At 66.8% G+C, this 15555-nt stretch carries 19 protein-coding genes, 1 tRNA gene and 1 other RNA gene; 11 read left to right on the top strand and 10 right to left on the bottom strand.

Annotated elements, in window-relative coordinates; translation table 11 throughout:
• Nucleotides 1–171: 171 nt before the first annotated feature.
• Nucleotides 172–243 (bottom strand) — tRNA-Ala (locus LAQ73_RS01850).
• A gap of 285 nt (nucleotides 244–528) precedes the next feature.
• On the opposite strand from LAQ73_RS01850, the gene LAQ73_RS01845 reads away from it, so the two are divergent.
• From LAQ73_RS01845 to LAQ73_RS01830, 4 genes are read left to right on the top strand one after another with little or no spacing between them, the layout of a single operon-like run.
• Nucleotides 529–993, top strand: a complete 465-nt coding sequence (locus LAQ73_RS01845) for a 30S ribosomal protein S15 (RefSeq protein WP_224269559.1) — start codon at nucleotides 529–531, stop codon at nucleotides 991–993.
• Between the two features lie 6 nt (nucleotides 994–999).
• Nucleotides 1000–2199: an exonuclease RecJ gene (locus LAQ73_RS01840; RefSeq protein WP_224269558.1), complete on the top strand. Its 1200-nt coding sequence runs from the start codon at nucleotides 1000–1002 to the stop codon at nucleotides 2197–2199.
• Nucleotides 2196–2438 (top strand): KEOPS complex subunit Pcc1, encoded by a 243-nt coding sequence (locus tag LAQ73_RS01835; protein ID WP_224269557.1) that lies wholly within the window; start codon nucleotides 2196–2198, stop codon nucleotides 2436–2438. Before LAQ73_RS01840 ends, LAQ73_RS01835 begins: the two co-directional genes overlap by 4 nt.
• A complete protein-coding gene (locus tag LAQ73_RS01830; RefSeq protein ID WP_224269556.1) occupies nucleotides 2435–3091 on the top strand; it encodes a 30S ribosomal protein S3ae in 657 nt (218 codons plus the stop codon). Before LAQ73_RS01835 ends, LAQ73_RS01830 begins: the two co-directional genes overlap by 4 nt.
• Nucleotides 3092–3159: 68 nt before the next feature.
• Here the strand turns inward: LAQ73_RS01830 and LAQ73_RS01825 are convergent, their stop codons facing one another.
• Entirely contained in the window at nucleotides 3160–3621 is a 462-nt protein-coding gene (locus tag LAQ73_RS01825; protein ID WP_224269555.1) for a cupredoxin domain-containing protein, read from the bottom strand.
• Nucleotides 3622–3775: 154 nt separating this feature from the next.
• On the opposite strand from LAQ73_RS01825, the gene LAQ73_RS01820 reads away from it, so the two are divergent.
• Nucleotides 3776–4453: a protein sorting system archaetidylserine synthase gene (locus LAQ73_RS01820; protein ID WP_224269554.1), complete on the top strand. Its 678-nt coding sequence runs from the start codon at nucleotides 3776–3778 to the stop codon at nucleotides 4451–4453.
• Between the two features lie 31 nt (nucleotides 4454–4484).
• Here the strand turns inward: LAQ73_RS01820 and LAQ73_RS01815 are convergent, their stop codons facing one another.
• From LAQ73_RS01815 to LAQ73_RS01805, 3 genes are all read right to left on the bottom strand, one after another.
• Entirely contained in the window at nucleotides 4485–4754 is a 270-nt protein-coding gene (locus LAQ73_RS01815; RefSeq protein ID WP_224269553.1) for a DUF7111 family protein, read from the bottom strand.
• Nucleotides 4755–4866: 112 nt separating this feature from the next.
• Nucleotides 4867–5180, bottom strand: an RNA gene (gene ffs, locus LAQ73_RS01810) — signal recognition particle sRNA.
• A gap of 87 nt (nucleotides 5181–5267) precedes the next feature.
• The gene (locus LAQ73_RS01805) at nucleotides 5268–5681 is read right to left on the bottom strand and encodes a DUF7548 family protein (RefSeq protein ID WP_224269552.1); all 414 of its coding nucleotides are present in this window, start codon (nucleotides 5679–5681) and stop codon (nucleotides 5268–5270) included.
• A 96-nt stretch (nucleotides 5682–5777) separates the two neighbouring features.
• On the opposite strand from LAQ73_RS01805, the gene LAQ73_RS01800 reads away from it, so the two are divergent.
• The gene (locus LAQ73_RS01800; protein ID WP_224269551.1) at nucleotides 5778–6932 is read left to right on the top strand and encodes a thiolase family protein; all 1155 of its coding nucleotides are present in this window, start codon (nucleotides 5778–5780) and stop codon (nucleotides 6930–6932) included.
• Nucleotides 6929–7342 carry an OB-fold domain-containing protein gene (locus tag LAQ73_RS01795; protein ID WP_224269550.1) on the top strand — a complete coding sequence of 138 codons (414 nt, stop codon included), beginning with the start codon at nucleotides 6929–6931 and terminating at the stop codon, nucleotides 7340–7342. The genes LAQ73_RS01800 and LAQ73_RS01795 overlap by 4 nt, the downstream gene beginning before the upstream one ends.
• Before the next feature lies 1 nt (nucleotide 7343).
• On the opposite strand, the gene LAQ73_RS01790 is transcribed toward LAQ73_RS01795, so the two are convergent.
• The 3 genes from LAQ73_RS01790 to LAQ73_RS01780 form a co-directional block, all read right to left on the bottom strand.
• Nucleotides 7344–7736 carry a winged helix-turn-helix transcriptional regulator gene (locus tag LAQ73_RS01790; RefSeq protein WP_224269549.1) on the bottom strand — a complete coding sequence of 131 codons (393 nt, stop codon included), beginning with the start codon at nucleotides 7734–7736 and terminating at the stop codon, nucleotides 7344–7346.
• 364 nt (nucleotides 7737–8100) lie between these two features.
• Complete coding sequence (locus tag LAQ73_RS01785) at nucleotides 8101–8886, bottom strand: DUF7547 family protein (protein ID WP_224269548.1); 786 nt, start codon at nucleotides 8884–8886, stop codon at nucleotides 8101–8103.
• 92 nt (nucleotides 8887–8978) lie between these two features.
• Nucleotides 8979–10064, bottom strand: coding sequence for an NADH:flavin oxidoreductase/NADH oxidase (locus LAQ73_RS01780; protein WP_224269547.1), 1086 nt, complete (start codon nucleotides 10062–10064; stop codon nucleotides 8979–8981).
• A gap of 97 nt (nucleotides 10065–10161) precedes the next feature.
• Here LAQ73_RS01780 and LAQ73_RS01775 point away from each other — a divergent pair, with 97 nt between their 5' ends.
• Together LAQ73_RS01775 and LAQ73_RS01770 are read left to right on the top strand one after the other, a co-directional pair.
• Nucleotides 10162–10842, top strand: a complete 681-nt coding sequence (locus LAQ73_RS01775) for a DUF7504 family protein (RefSeq protein ID WP_224269546.1) — start codon at nucleotides 10162–10164, stop codon at nucleotides 10840–10842.
• Between the two features lie 115 nt (nucleotides 10843–10957).
• Nucleotides 10958–11119 carry a hypothetical protein gene (locus LAQ73_RS01770; RefSeq protein ID WP_224269545.1) on the top strand — a complete coding sequence of 54 codons (162 nt, stop codon included), beginning with the start codon at nucleotides 10958–10960 and terminating at the stop codon, nucleotides 11117–11119.
• 168 nt (nucleotides 11120–11287) lie between these two features.
• Here the strand turns inward: LAQ73_RS01770 and dpsA are convergent, their stop codons facing one another.
• Complete coding sequence (dpsA, locus tag LAQ73_RS01765; RefSeq protein WP_224269544.1) at nucleotides 11288–11833, bottom strand: DNA starvation/stationary phase protection protein DpsA; 546 nt, start codon at nucleotides 11831–11833, stop codon at nucleotides 11288–11290.
• 425 nt (nucleotides 11834–12258) lie between these two features.
• On the opposite strand from dpsA, the gene LAQ73_RS01760 reads away from it, so the two are divergent.
• Nucleotides 12259–13581, top strand: a complete 1323-nt coding sequence (locus LAQ73_RS01760; protein WP_224269543.1) for a HEAT repeat domain-containing protein — start codon at nucleotides 12259–12261, stop codon at nucleotides 13579–13581.
• Between the two features lie 19 nt (nucleotides 13582–13600).
• On the opposite strand, the gene LAQ73_RS01755 is transcribed toward LAQ73_RS01760, so the two are convergent.
• A complete protein-coding gene (locus LAQ73_RS01755) occupies nucleotides 13601–13849 on the bottom strand; it encodes a hypothetical protein (RefSeq protein WP_224269542.1) in 249 nt (82 codons plus the stop codon).
• A 77-nt stretch (nucleotides 13850–13926) separates the two neighbouring features.
• Here LAQ73_RS01755 and LAQ73_RS01750 point away from each other — a divergent pair, with 77 nt between their 5' ends.
• On the top strand, nucleotides 13927–15555 hold the full coding sequence (locus LAQ73_RS01750) for a phospholipase D-like domain-containing protein (protein ID WP_224269541.1): 1629 nt from the start codon (nucleotides 13927–13929) through the stop codon (nucleotides 15553–15555).

Here is a 15555-nt window from a genome sequence, read left to right as displayed (position 1 = left end):
CTACTCGAAGTAGTCGCAAAAACCCGGGCGCTGCTCGAACGGGGCGCTCACTGTCAAACGCTCCCCGAGAAAGCAGTTCGAGTGGACTCGTGGGGGTCACGCGAACGAGCGAAGCGAGTGAGTGTGACTACGCGAGCCCATAGACTGAGGGAGTGAAACGACCGAAGAAGATGGACTCGCGGGGATTTGAACCCCGGGCCTTTCCCCTGCCAAGGGAACGATCTACCACTGATCTACGAGCCCTCGTCTGCACTCTCACGTATCTCAGACCGAGTAATAAGGGCTTCGACTCATAGAGCGCGTGCGTCACATCCGCACGCCGTCGGGCGACCATCGCGTCCTCGACGCCCGCGAGTCCACCGCGACGAGTCGAAACGGTTTAACCTCCGAGGGGGGTACCCACCTGTGGGAACAGCACGGCCGCAACTCTGACTCGCCCGGGTTCTCTCTCCGGGCTTGGGATTGCGGAAGTGCACCGACAGCCGTCGGTCACGCTTTCTGCGGTCAGTGCCGTTCCAATTTCGAACTATGGCACGAATGCACACCCGTCGCCGCGGCTCGTCCGGTTCGGACCGCCCGGCGACAGACGAAGCCCCCGAGTGGAGTGACGTCGACGCGGACGACGTCGAACAGCGCGTCGTCGAACTCGCAGAGCAGGGCCACGACCCAAGCGTCATCGGCCTGAAACTGCGCGACGAAGGCGTCAAAGGCACCCCGGTCCCGAACGTCAAGCTCGCGACCGGCAAGAAAATCACCGAGATTCTCGACGAGAACGACGCCTCGGACGACCTTCCCGAGGACCTCAAGAACCTGATGCAGCGCGCGATTCGCCTCCGCGAGCACGTCCAACGCAACCCGCAGGACCACCAGAACCGTCGCGCCCTGCAGAACACCGAGTCGAAGATTCGCCGTCTCGTCAACTACTACCGAGGCGACGCGCTCGACCCGTCGTTCCGCTACAGCTACGACGTCGCCGTCGAACTCCTCGAATAATCTGAGATGTCGACTGCGCGCTCCGCCAACGCCGAGACCGCCCCCGCCGCCGTCGCTTCGGCACTCGCCGACGCCCCGTTCGTCCGGGTCGTCGCGCGCGCCGACGGCGACTCGCTGGCCGCGAGTGGCATCCTCGCGCGTGCGCTGCGGAGCGCCGACACTCCGTTCCACGTCCAGCTCCGGCCGAATCCGACGGTCGTCGACGACAACGATACCGTCGTCTCCGTCGGCGCGACGACGGCGTCGCTCGCCGTCCCCGGTGACGACTCGCCGGCGACGCTCGCGGCGTACCGAACCGCGCGCGAACTCGGCGACACGCCGGACTCGACGCTCGCACTCGCGGGCGTCGCCGCGGCCGGCGAGTCGCTCGCCGACGACGCCTACGACTCGATTCGGTCGGCCGCCGAAGCCGCCGGGGTGACGCGACGTCCCGGCGTCGGCGTGCCGGTCGGCGAGATCGCCGACGGCCTCGCCCACTCGACGCTGCTTTCCGCGCCGTACTCCGGCGACGTGGAGGCGGCGCGGGCGATGCTCGCCGAAGCGAGCCTGCCGGCCGAACTCGACGCCGACGCGCACCGCCGCGTCGCCTCCCTCGCCGCGCTCGACGCGACAGGGGCCGACGACGCGACGCCGCGTGCGGTCGAGTCGCTCGACCGCGTCCTGCGTCCGTACGCGACGCCGGACGGCCCCTTCGAGACGGTCGAAGGCTACGCGGACGTGCTCTGCACCGTCGCCCGGGAACGCCCCGGAACCGGCGTCGCGCTCGCGCTCGGTCACGCTACCGACGCGACGCGGCGGGCCGCGCTCGACGCGTGGCGCAACCACGCGCTCGAAGCCCACACCGTCCTGCGCGAGGCCGACACCGCCAGATTCGCCGACTGTTTCGTCGTGCGAACGGGCGTGGATGCCGACTCGCTCGGCGCGGTGGCGACGATTGCGCGACTGGTCCGCGACTTCCGGTCGCCGGAACCGGTCGTGCTCGTCGTCGGCGACGGCGTCGCCGCCGCCGCGAGCATCGACTCCTGCGAGTTGGGCCAGACGATGGCGACGGCGGCCGCCGAACTCGGCGGCGCGGGCTACGGACGCGGAGACGAAGGCGAAGCGCGCTTCGACACGGAGGAGACGGACGCACCGACCACATCGGACGCATCGACGACAGACCAACATCCGTTCACCGCGGCGTTCCGGGAGGCGCTTCGCGCATGAGTGAGACGACGAGTGCGCGAACCGCCCGCGTCGAGACGACGCACGAGGAGGCGGCGCTCGTCGCCGCCGCGCTCGCCCCCGACGACACCGACGAGATGACGACGACAGTGAGTGAAAATCGCATCGTCACCGTCATCGAGCGGGAGACGACCGGCGGCCTACAGGCCACGGTCGACGACTACGTGGTGAACCTGACGGTCGCAGAGACCGTCATCGACGCAGCTAGAGACACAACATGAGCGAACGTTCAGTATCCAAGCAGAAACGAGGCAAGCGATGGTACTCCGTGCTCGCGCCCGAGCAGTTCGACCGGGCCGAACTCGGCAAGACCGTCGCTGAGGAACCGGAGATGGTGTACGGACGCACCATCGAGACCACGCTCGGCGAACTCACCGACGACGCCGGCGCGAACAACACGAAGCTCACGTTCAAGATCAACGACGTGGGCTCAGACTCGGCGTACACCGAGTTCATCCAGCACGAACTGACGCGCGACTACCTGCGCAGTCTGGTTCGCCGCGGCGCCTCGAAAGTCGAGGCGAACGTCACCGTCCTGACGACCGACGACTACCGCGTCCAGGTCCAGCCCGTGGCGTTCACGACGAAGAAGGCCGACCGCAGCCAAGAGCAGGCGATTCGGCGGGTCATGATCGACCTCGTCAACGAGGCCGCCGAGGACCGTAGCTTCGAGCAGCTCATCGACAGCATCGTCGAGGGTCGACTCTCCTCGGCCATCTACGGCGAGGCGAAGACCATCTACCCGCTCCGCCGGGTCGAGGTCCAGAAGCTCTCGCTGGAGGCGCGTCCCGAAGAGGTCGAAGCCGAAGAGGAGGCCGCCGTCGACGTCGACGAGTCCGACGTGGCCGAAGAAGTCGCCGAAGAAGCCGAGTAAGCCGAACGAGTCGGCTTCCCGCCGCGAACACGAATTTTTCCGAGTCGAACCTCAGAGCCGTCGCTCGACTACGACTGATCGCTCGACTGTGACTGATTCCCGGAGGCCGAACTCTCCTCGACGATAACCGTCCCGACCATCCCGCTTCGCTCGTGCGGGAGGCAGACGTACTCGTACCGTCCGGGTACCTCGAAGGTGTGCGCGAACGTCTCGCCGTTGTTGATCGCACTGTCTCGGTTACGCCACGCGTCGCGGGCGGCTTGTTCGTCCTCGTAGCCGCCGCTGGCGAAATAGTCGGCCTCCGCCGGGATGGAGTTTTCGTAGGCCGTAACCGTGTGGTCTCGGGTACTCGTGTTCTGCCAGACGACCTCCTCGCCGACGGAAACCGTGATCTCGGGCGGGTCGAACGCCACCGCCGTCATCCCGACGTCGTACTCTTGGCCCTCCCCCTGTCCGCTCACGCCGCCACAGCCCGCAAGCGCCGTGAGTCCGGTAGCCCCGACCGCGGCGAGAAACGCGCGTCGCTTCATACGTTGCCCTCGGTACCGGTCGGATAAAGGCGGCGTGGTCTGCGCGTCGAACCGTCGACGGACGTGTCGTCGAACAGCCCGCCGACGCACGCGCCATCAGCGGCCCCGACGACGGATAAAAAAACGTATACCGCGCCTCCGCAACCCCGAAACTATGCACCCCCGGTTCGTCGTCGGACGGTTGGGTATCGCCGACGTGGTCACCGTCGGCAACGCCGGCCTGGGGTTTCTCGCCGTCGCCACCGCCAGCGTCTATCCGGGCCTCGCCGCGAGGCTCATTCTGCTGGCCGCCATCGCAGACGGCCTCGACGGCGTGCTCGCGCGGCGCTACGGCGGCACCGACGCCGGGCCGTACCTCGACTCGCTGGCCGACGTGGCGTCGTTCGGCGTCGCTCCCGCGATGGTCGTCGTCGCCGCGGTCCGCGCGGTGTGGGGGTTCGACTCTCTGCGCGTCGTCGTCGCCGTCGCCGTCGCGGCGCTGTTCGTCGTACTGGCGGTCACTCGTCTCGGGATGTACACCGCCTACGACGCCGACTCCGACCAGACGCGCGGCGTCCCGACGACGCTCGCGGCGACGGTTCTCGCCGCGGGCGTGCTCGTCGGGTTCACCGACCCGTTCCCGCTCGTCGGATTGACCGCCTTGCTCGCTGTCCTGATGGTGACGACGATTCCGTACCCCGACCTGCACACCCAGGACGCGCTCGTGATGGGCGTCGTGCAGGCGCTGGCGATTCTGTTCCCGCACCGTCTCGGCGGCGGGTTCGCCTTCGGTCTCCTCTTTCTGGCGCTGGCGTACATGTTCCTCGCGCCGCGGTTCTACTGGGGCCGCTGATTCGCCCGCTCTCGGGTCGTTCTCGACTCGCTCACATCCCCATGTCGCTGGCGTCGTCCGGCACCGGCAGCTCGTGCGCCGAGACGCCGAGCAGTTCGGCGGCGTGGTCGAGCGCCATGTCGAAGCCGTAGTAGCGCTCCAGTTCGGCGCTGTCGCCGGTCGGTCGGACCTTCAACATCGCGTAGCCGTCGACGTTCTGTGCGATGGCGGCCGTCTGTCCCTCGCGCGAGAACCGCACGACGCGCTCGTCGGCAGTTTCGTAGTAGCGCGCCTCCACGTCGTCGGCGCTGGATTCGCTCATGGCTCGTCGTTAGGAACAGCCGGACCTATGGGTTCCGGAGTATAGTACGCGGTCGCCGTCGCCGGCGGCCGCCGGATGCGGTCGCTCGGGGGACGGTGGATATGAGATATGAGTGCGGACAGTCGGGGTTGCCCGGCGTTCCGGCACGGGGAATCCCGGTTGCCTCCTCCACCCCGCGATCCAGCGAGCGACGCACGTCCGACGGTGGGCTGCTCGCTTCCGCGCCTGACCCAGTACCGCCGATGAATCGTGACGGTTCGCCCCTGCGGACGAGCGCCACGAAACCGCTGTCCCCGCAGGACGAGGTTTCTACGTTGGCTCCCGGGGCCCGCGCCGGTCTGACCGGACGCGCCCGACGTTCGGTCCCCGCTAAAGACTCTATGGCGGGTAGGAGAGCAGGGCCTAACTGCCCGACCTAGTCCACCCCAAAATACTCCGGTCCGGCTTAAGGGCCTTTCGACTCTCGTCTCGTGAGAACACGGTGACGGCGCGGCGGTCGGACGCCGATTCGACTCAGACCACTTCGCGGGCGTACACGCCGGCGACCACGGCGACCACGGCCGAGAGCGCGACGACGGCCCAGCGGTGGTACTGTATCCACGCGGCTTCCGGCGGGAAGCTGAACAGCAGCGTCGAATCGATGGTCGTCGCCCACAGAAGCGAGAGCACGACCATTGCGAGCCCGAGGACGACGGCGATACCCGCGACTAAATCCGGTTCGGCGTTGCCGCGCGTCCCCGAGAGAAACGCGACGGCGGCGATGACCGAGAGGAACCCGACGCTGTTCGCACCGACGGAGCCGGCGGCGTAGTACGCCGACAGCGGTGCCGCCGGGTTGGTGACGACGAGGTAGGGGACCGCGACGACGACGAGGAGCACGAGACTGACGACGGTGCCGGCGGTGGCGGCGGCGTCTGCGGTGCGCATACCGACCGTTCGGTCCGCGAGGAGGTTAAACCGTTTGAGACGCGCGCGACGTTCCAGAAGGGAAATCGGTAAGCGGGTGGCACGCACCCGTCCGGTATGGAACGCGTAGCGATCATCGGTGCGTCGATGACCCAGTTCGGACAGCGCGACGCCTGGATCCGCGAGTTGCTCGCGGAGGCCGGGCGGGGCTGTCTCGACGACGCGGGCGTCGTACCGGACGCGATAGACCACCTCTACGTCTCGAACATGGCCAGCGGCGAGTTCGAGGGCCAGACCGGTATCTCGAACGCCCTCGCGCACGACCTCGCGGCGATGCCCGCGTACACCGCTCGTATCGACCAGACCTCGTCGTCGGGCGGTGCGGGCACCTACGCCGCCTGGCAGTCGGTCGCCTCCGGCGCGAGCGAGATGACCCTCTTGGTCGGCGGCGAGAAGATGACCCACCGGACGACGGCCGAATCCACCGACGTCATCGCCTCGCTCACCCATCCCGTCGAGTACAAACACGGCGTCACGCTCCCGAGTTTCGCGGGACTCACCGCACGACTCTACCTCCACGAGTACGACGCGCCGCGCGAGAGCCTCGGGAAGGTCGCCGTCAAGAACCACAAGAACGGCGTCGACAACCCCCACGCGCAGTTCAGAAAGGAGGTCGACCTCGACACCGTCCTCGGGTCGCCCGTCGTCGCCGACCCGCTTCGACTCTACGACTTCTGCCCCATCACCGACGGGAGCGCGGCGCTCATGTTCTGTCCCGAGTCGGTCGCCCGCGAGTACACCGACGAGTACGCCGTCGTCTCGGGTATCGGCGGCGCGACGGACACCCACGTCGTCCACGAACGCGCGGACCCGACGACGATGGGTGGCGTCGCCAACTCCAGCGAAATCGCCTACGAGATGGCCGACCTCGGCCCCGACGACGTCGACGTGGCGGAACTGCACGACATGTTCACCATCCTCGAGTTCCTCCAGTCAGAGGACCTCGGCTTCTTCGAGAAAGGCGAAGGCTGGAAGGCCGTCGAGGAGGGCGTCACCGACCGCGACGGCGACCTTCCCATCAACACCTCCGGCGGCCTCAAGTCGAAGGGCCACCCCCTCGGCGCGTCGGGCGTCGCGCAGGTGTACGAGATATACAAACAGCTCACGCGCGACGCCGGGGACCGACAGGTCGACGCCGACACCGGCCTGGCCTGCAACGTCGGCGGCTTCGGTAACTGCGTGACGACGACGATTCTGGAGGCGGAACGATGAGCGAAACCACCGAACGCGACGCGCACGACGACACCCCACCCATGGAAGCGGCTCGCTACTCCGACGGCAGCATCACCTACCCGCCGCACCCGCTCGGTCCCGACGGCGAGCAACCGGTCGACACTGTCGACCTGAGTGAGTACACCGCCACTATCGTCACGTGGACGACGAGCACGGCGACGCCGCCGGGCGTCCGCGCGCCGAACTCGCTGGCTATCGTCGAGTTCGACGTCGACGGCGAACCGGTCGGCGCCATCGGCCAACTCGACGTCGACGACGAGAATCCGGACGTGGCGATCGGCGACGAAGTCGAACCCGTCTACGCCGAGGAACTCCGCGACCCCGACGCCGGTATCCGCGAGAAGGAGAGCCAGGAGTGGGACGGTTACCGGTTCCGCCCCGTTCGTTGAGTTAGCATCCCTCAGTGCAGACTGTCGCCGTCGCGTCGGCGTCGACGGTGAGCACTTCGCACTCCCGACCGCATCCGCAGTCGGCGACCGATACCAGCGACTCTACGTCTCGAAGCACGGAGACGAACCGCTCTCCTTCCGGCGTCAGCGCGTAGCGCGTCCGCGGCGGCGACGTCGCCTCGACGCTCCGACTGACGAGGCCGTGGCAGCGGAGCTCCCCGAGTCGTTTCGAGAGCGTCTTCGCCGTCACGCCGTCGAGTTCGCGGCGCATCTCGTTGAATCCGGCGTCCCGTTCGGAGAGTAACCGGAGCACGTGGAACGCCCACTTCCCGCCGAGCGTCTCGTGGAGTCGATGCCAGAGCGTCTGCCAGTCTTCGCCGTTCGCGTCCGTCATTGGGGTCCGGTACGCACCGACGGCGGGTAAACGTAGCCGGCGGGTTTCCGCGCGGAAAGCTCCTTTATATCACTAAACTGTCCAATATATGGCGGCGGCGGGCGTAGTACTACTCGTGCCATCGAACGACTGTGCCGAAGCCGGTTGCTGTGCCGAATCGACCACCGAAAACCGATACACCTGCTCGCCGTGCTGTTCCCCCTGCTGTTGCTGCTGACCGCGAACGTCCGCGAACGTTTTTGAGAGAAGGGGCGGCCACCCTCCCGAGTAGCCTGACGAGTCGCCCACGGCGGCCGAGGCGGGAGTACGGTGACCCGTCGTGCGCTTCGATTCACCGTCTGTTCGCCAGTTCGGTGCCGAGTCGCTACTCCTCGTCGTCCTCGGTTTTCGGCTCCTCTCCACCCTCGGGTTTGGGCTCCTCGCCGCGTTCGGCCCGCTCGACCTCGTCACGAATCGAATCCAGTTCCGACTCGATGTCGACTGTCGGCGCGTCGTCGGGGTCTTCGGGCTCCTCGTGTTCGTCGTCGGCGTCGTCGCTCTCCTCGTCGCTGACGTCGATTCTGACCGCTCCGTCGTTGAGCCCATCGTTGCGATCGTTTCGCCGCATCCGACCGTCTCGCTCCCGATTCGCCCGCGTTCGGTCGTCCGTCGAGCGGTCGCGCCGTCCCGAGTTGCGGGAGCGTCGCTGGCTGTCGGCGAGGCGGTCCTCGATGTCTCTGGAGAGCCGACGGGCCTCTTCGACGATGTCGCGGGACTCGCCGTCCTCGGGGAGGTCTGCCTCCGAGAGCGCGCGCTGAAGCTCCGAGAGCGCGCGCTCCAATCCGTCGACGGCGACGCGACCCACGTCGTCGGCGCGGCGACGCGTCGTTTCGCGGGCGGTCCGACTCTCCTCGCGTATCGCGCGTTCGGGGTCGGCCAGGCGCAGCAGTCGCTGGAACAGTTCGAGCGCCTGAATCGTCGCCTCCAGCGTCGAGATGACCGTCGGGATGGTGTACTCCTCGGTGAACCGGAGGATATCTCTCGGCGTCGGCGGTTCGAAGGGTCGGCGGCGGGGGGCTCGCTCCTCGCGGAGTTCGGATCGGAGTTCCGACAGCGTCTCCTCTAACTCCCCGAGGAGGTCTTCGAGGTCGTCGTCGTCGCGGCGGCTCATAGCTTCGCGTTGGTCGCCTGACCTGAATAAGGCTTTGTCCGCAACCGAGTCGGGCGCAACTCCCGGACGGTCCGCGCTCCGTGCGAAGCGGGTTACCGCGGCTTCGCTCGCTGGTACTGCACCGGCCAGTCGACGTCGACACCGAGTTTTTCGGCCGCGTGGAGCGTGAAGTAGGGGTCTCGGAGGTACTCGCGGCCGACGACGGCGAGGTCGGCGCGTTCGTTCCGAATCAGCTGGTCGGCCTGTTCGGCTTCGGTGATTTTGCCTACTGCGCCGACGGGCATCTCGCTCTCTTCGCGGATGGACTCGGCGAACTTGACCTGGTAACCCGCGCCCGTGTTCGTGATCTGTTGGTCGGGGTGAACACCGCCGGAGCTCACGTCGACGAGGTCGGCACCCACCTCTCGAAGCAGCGGTGCGAGGCGAACCGACTGTTCGAGGTCCCACGACTCGCGGTCCGGCAACCAGTCGGTCGCCGAGATGCGGACGAACACGGGCTTATCGTCGGGCCAGACGGTCCGGACCGCCGAGGTGACCTCGCGGACGAGTCGCGTTCGGTTCTCGAAACTGCCGCCGTAGTCGTCCTCGCGGGTGTTGGTGACCGGCGAGAGGAACTCGTGGAGGAGGTAGCCGTGGGCCGCGTGGACCTCGGCTATCTCGAACCCGGCGAGATGCGCGCGCTTTGCGGCTTCTGCGAACTGGTTGACGACGGCTTCGAGGTCGTCGGCGTCCAGTGCGTGCGTCTTCGGATACGACTCCTCGCGCGGCCACGGTTCGTCGGTCGGTCCGTACACCTCCCACCCTCGCTCGTCGGGCGCGACGGGACCGCCGCCGTCCCACGGCCGATGAGTGCTCGCCTTCCGCCCGGCGTGAGCTAGCTGAATCGCCGGCTGGCTCCCCTGCGAGCGGATGAACGACGCGATGGGCGCGAGCGCGTCCGCCTGCTCCTGCGTCCAGATGCCGAGGTCGTCCGGCGAGATGCGCCCCTCCGGCGAGACGGCCGTCGCCTCGGTCATCACGACACCGGCCCCGCCCACCGCTCGGCTCCCGAGGTGGACGCGGTGCCAGTCGGTGGCGACGCCGTCGGGCGACGAGTACTGACACATCGGTGAAACCATCACACGGTTCGGAATCTGCGTCCCGCGAAGAGTCAGGGGACTGAACAGCGAATCCGTCATCGTGGGTGCTACGAGGGCATCTACAAAACGACTGTCGACTCGTCGGTACGTCATACCCACAATATTTATTGTACACACGGTCGTCTCTCTTCGAATAATGAACGCTCCCGGGCAAAATTCCGTCACCCAGACCCTCTCGGAGTTGAAGCGCCGGGGGTGTAACATCCTGGTCGTCGGGTCCGCAGCGCTCGACGCCCGACAGGCCCTCACTCGACGACTTCTCGGCGACGCACTCACCGAGTCGCGGAAACGACTGTTCGTCTTCACCGACGGCGTCTACACCCACGAGCGCCTCGGAAACGGCTCGCAGGATACCGACTCGGTCCGCGTCGTCTCGCAGTCGGCGGTGGTCCGTAGTCCGGCGGTGACCGAAGGGCTCTCCGGGTCGAGCCTCGGTGGCCCGGTCTCCAGAGAGTACGTCGAAGCCGACGACCTCGGGTCGCTATCGTGGGCCATCGGCGACGCCATCACGGCGTTCGAGATGTCGGGTGGGCTCGACACCGGCGAACTCCGACTCTGCTTCGACTCGCTTTCGCCGCTCGTCGACGAAAACGGCGTCCAGTCGGTTCGGCGTTTCGTCAGCGTCGTCGGCGGACGAGTCAACTCAGTCTCCGGTATGGCACACTACCACCTCTCGGTCCCGTGCGACGACCCGCTCGTCGACGAACTCGCAGAGTCCTTCGACGCCGTCGTCGAACTTCGAGTCTGCGACGAGACGCCGGAGCATCGGTGGCGCTTCCCCGACCGATCGCTCTCGACCGAGTGGCTGGCTATCTGAATCCGCTATCGGCGCGTCTGCGGCCTCGTTCCGCCGCTCGGTCGGCGATGTTCGCTACCGAATTCGGTTTAGGGCAACCAAAACATATTTTGCTTTAGGCTCACCTAACACGACCATGGCTGTTTCCGACGCCCGCGACGACGACTCCGCCCGCCCGGTGGACCCCGAGTTCTCCGTTTCGGCGTGTCAAACCTCACAGAACCGAACCGTATTCACCGAAGACGGAAACAACGACGGCTGGATAGCGACCGACTTCACCGTCGCTCTCGAGCGGTAGTTTCCTCGAACCCTCCGGCGAAGTCACCTCCGCGCTTCGTCTCTCCTCACCGTTCCTCGGACACCGGACGGACCTGCGGCTCCGCACCTTGCTCCTTCGAGCGGCGTGGCCGTCGCTGCGGGAGTGAAAAAAGAAAAGAATCGTCCGGTCGGCCGACGGGCCCTCGTCTCAGTGCGTCGCTTCTTCGAGCACCAGCGTGTCGTCCTCGAGGTAGTGCTCGATGTGGTGGGCGTCCTCTTCGACTTCGACCAGAATGGTCCGAAGGATCTCCTCGGTCGCCGGGTCGCCGAGGTTACCGGCGAGCTGGATGTGCTCGCGCAGGTCCTCGATGATGTCACCGTACATTTCGAGGTCGTTCTCCAGCGAGGTGCGGACGTCGTAAACGTCCTCGCCTTCGAACTCGACGGTGGCGCGCTCTTCCTGGTTCGACGGACCGGCGACGGGAACGCCGCCGAGCGCCTGTGCGCGCTCGGCGATGATGTCCGCGCCTTCTTCGACGTGTTCGTACGCCTCCTCGAGGAAGCGGTGGAGTTCGAGGAACTCCGCGCCCTCGACGTTCCAGTGGTGTTTCTTCAGTTGGTGGTAGAGGACGTACGCGTTGGCGAGGTCGGTGTTCAGCGCGTCGATAATCTGTTCGGCTTTGTCCTTGTCGATACGAAGCGCTGTCTCCTCCACCTCGTCGGCAGGCTGACGGACGGTCTTCTGGGTACTCATAGCACTCCTTCGTAGGGACGCCATTCACTTAAAAGTTGAGTCTACAAAAATCCTTTTTCGGCTTTCCAAAAAATACTTTCCGACAAGTCGTCAATCTGTTCGCACTGAACTGAAACGTTCTACCCCATCGAGTACCGTCCGATGAGGCCGCGGATGCGATACCGGTCGTCGTGGGGTCGATACTCCCCTCATTCGGTCAGACAAACTGTGGTTCGTCGATGTTGATACACCGCGATAGATGCATATAGTTGGATGTGTACTAGTACCATGCTGGTCATTATCATAGTGTGTTGGACCGGCAGCGGCCACGAACGGCGCGGGTTCGTCATGGTCCCGCGCGGGTAGGGTCGTGGCCGCAGTTTTCTCTCCGTCGTGGGGGGCCCAAAGGGAAACGCTCTTTTGACGCACGTGCGGAGACTCAGCATATGACTGACGGGGACGACGAGACGCCCACCGAGGCGCCCGACGAGGAGTCGGCCACCGACGAATCCTCCAAGATTACGCCCGAGAGCCTCGACGAGCGCCTCGACACCGCCGAGGAGAAACTCGACGCGGCGGAGACGGAAGCCGACCTCGACGAGGTCGAACAGACACTGGAGATCATCGCCGCCGATATCGAAGCGGCAGAGCTGTCCGAACCCGACGACGAGGACGAGGAGAGCCCGCAGGAGGAGCTCGAATCGCGCCTCTCCGACCTGCGTGACGACCTCGAATCCCAGCGCGGGCCGTACGCCGAGGACGTCGTCGAGGACGTAGAGAACGCGAAGACGAAAATCGAGGACACCCGGTGGACCGACCGCGGCGAGAGCGAGATCGCAGAGGCCGTCGAGTCGTTTCTCGACACCGTCGCCGACATCTTCGAGGAGGACGACGAGAGCGACGCCGTCATCGACGCAACCGTCTCGACGGGCGACGAGAGCGACCTCGTCTCGGCGCTCGACGCCGTCGAGAAAACCGTCGAATCGGCGTCTCTCGACGCCGACGAAGACGAAGAGACCATCGCGGCGCTCCTGGAAGCGACCGACTTGCTGGAGTCGGACCTCGAAGACGCCCAGGAGTGGGACGATTTGGAGACGCGCGAACAGCTCGAAGTCGAGGGCTTCTACGACGTGCTCGGCCACTACAAGGACTACCCGCCGGAGTGGAGCGCGCTGAAGGAGCACGAGAAGCGCGGCAACGTCGAGATGGTGCTGCTCGCGCTCGACAGCCTCCAGTCGGACTTCATGGAGAAGCACTGTCTCGAAGCCATCACGCGGATGAACGACGCCCGCGCGTTCGACGCGATGCACCAGCGCGCACAGAAGCGCGACAAACCGAGCATCAGAGCGCTCGGTAAGATGGGGACGGGCGCGCTCGACGCCGTCGAGACGCTCGTCGACTACGTCGACTCCGACAAGGACCCAGCCCTGCAGAAGGTGACGTTCAAGGCGCTCGGCGAGATCGGCAGCGAGGAGGCGACGCAGCCGCTGGCGGACAAACTCGTCATGGAGAACGACAACGTCCGACCGCACGCCGCACGCGCGCTCGGTCTCATCGGCGACACTCGCGCCGTCGAACCGCTGGCCGACACGCTCGAAGACGACGCGAGTCCGAACGTCCGCGCGAGCGCCGCCTGGGCGCTTCGCCAGATCGGCACCGAGAAGGCGCTGGAAGCCGTCGCCGAACACACCGACGACAACTCGTTCATCGTCCAGCACGAAGTCGAGCAGGCCAAGCAGTCGCTCGAAGCGACGACGCCGACGGCGTAAGGGGAGGCGGTCTCAGTTTTCACGCGAGAAACGTCGAGAGGAACAGCAGCGCGAATCCGAGTGCGATGGAGAAGCCGCCGACACGGCCGAGCCACGTGTGCTCGCGGACCTCCTGCGGCGAGATGTCGATAGTGTAGCCGTTGAAGTCCGGGTCGTACTCGACGTACGTCGGTTCCTGGAAGAACTCCATGAAGACGAGCGCGCCGCCGAGCGCGCCGAGGGCGTAGCCCGCCAGTTCGAGACCGGTTACGATGTCGACAGTGACCATGACAGTCTCACCGTCTGTCGGAGGCAAAAAAACACCGAAGCGAACGTTTATCCCCGGAGACGGGACCACCCCGTCCCGTGTTCCGGCGTCTCGCGGTCGTCTGCTGTCTGCTCGCCGTCTGCGCGGGAGTGGCGTCGCCGGCGGCGGTGCCGACGAGTGCCGCCGAGCCGAGCGACGCGACGGGCGCGGACGACGCGACGAACGCCTCCGGCCGCATCGTCGAACTGTATCCGAACCCCGTCCACGACGGCGACGCCGGCGAGTTCGTCGCCGTCGACATCGAGGGCGGCGGCAACTGGACGCTCTCGGACGGTGAGTCGACCGTTTCGCTCCCCTCACCCGGTCGGGTCGCACTCGCGTCCGACCCTGCAGCCGCCCGGAACCTGACAGACGTACCGGTCGTCGAGGCCACACTCTCGCTGTCGAACGCGGGTGAGCGTCTCGTCCTCCGACGCGACGGCCGTGTCGTCGACGAAGTCACGTACGGCCGCGCGCCGGAGGGCGAGCGTTGGCTCCGCGACGCCGACCCACAGTGGCGGCCGCGCGGCTTCGAGCCCCGGCCGGTCGTCGAGACGGGACCGGCCGACACGACGGCGTTCGTCCTCCCCGACTCTCCCGAACTCCCCCTCGAAACCCTCCGAGCGGCCGACGACCGACTCCTGCTCGCGGGCTACACCGTCACCTCCGAACGCGTCGTAGCAGCGCTCCGACGGGCCACCGACCGCGGCGTCGACGTGCGCGTTCTGGTCGAAGGGGGGCCAGTCGGCGGCGTCTCGAAGCGGCAGGCCCGACTGCTCGACGAGCTCGCGGCCGCGGGCGTCGAGATACGCGTCGTCCACGGCGAGCGCGCGCGGTACAGCTACCACCACGCCAAGTACGCCGTCGCCGACGACTCGGCGCTCGTGCTCACCGAGAACTGGAAACCCGGCGGCACCGGCGGCCGCGACAGCCGAGGCTGGGGGGTCCGAATCGACGACGCGGAGACGGCCGACGAGCTCGCTGCCGTGTTCGAGGCTGACGCCGGCTGGCGCGACGCGAAGCGGTGGTCCGAACACCGCCGCAACGCGACGTTCGTCGACCCCGACCCCGCGAGCGACTCGTACGCGGGCGAGTTCGACCACCGTTCCGTCCGCGCCGAGCGCGTGCGACTGCTCACCGCCCCCGGAAACGCCGAGGATGCGGTCGTCGCCGAGCTGGACGGGGCCGAGAAGTCGATAGACGTGCTCCAACCGACCGTCGGCGGTCCTCGACAGCCGTTCGTCCGGGCGACGACGCGGGCCGCAGAACGCGGCGTCCGCGTCCGAATCCTGCTGTCGAGCGCGTGGTACGTCGAGGGGGAGAACCAAGCGCTGGCGGCGGAACTGAACGAGTGGGCCGACCGGACCGACGCGCCCCTGTCGGTCCGCCTCGCCGACCCACGGGGACGATACGGAAAGGTGCACGCAAAAGGGGTCGTCGTCGACGGCGAGACGGCGCTTGTGGGCAGTCTCAACTGGAACAATCACTCCGCGCGCGAGAACCGAGAGGTCGTCGTCGCCCTCGACGGTGAAGGGGCGGCGGGCTACTACACCCGAGTGTTCACCGCCGACTGGCGGGCAAGCGACGACGGCGGGCGTCGACCGTTCCCCGTCGGTATCGGCGTGGCGGTGGTCGCGGCCGCGGCGCTGGCCGTCGTCGTCGGAGCGAGAGAGATAAAGTTCGAGTGA

Source organism: Haloprofundus salinisoli (assembly GCF_020097815.1).
Classification (GTDB): Archaea; Halobacteriota; Halobacteria; order Halobacteriales; family Haloferacaceae; genus Haloprofundus; species Haloprofundus salinisoli.
Note: the sequence above shows the minus strand (reverse complement) of the source record. Positions and strands in the feature narration are given on the sequence as shown.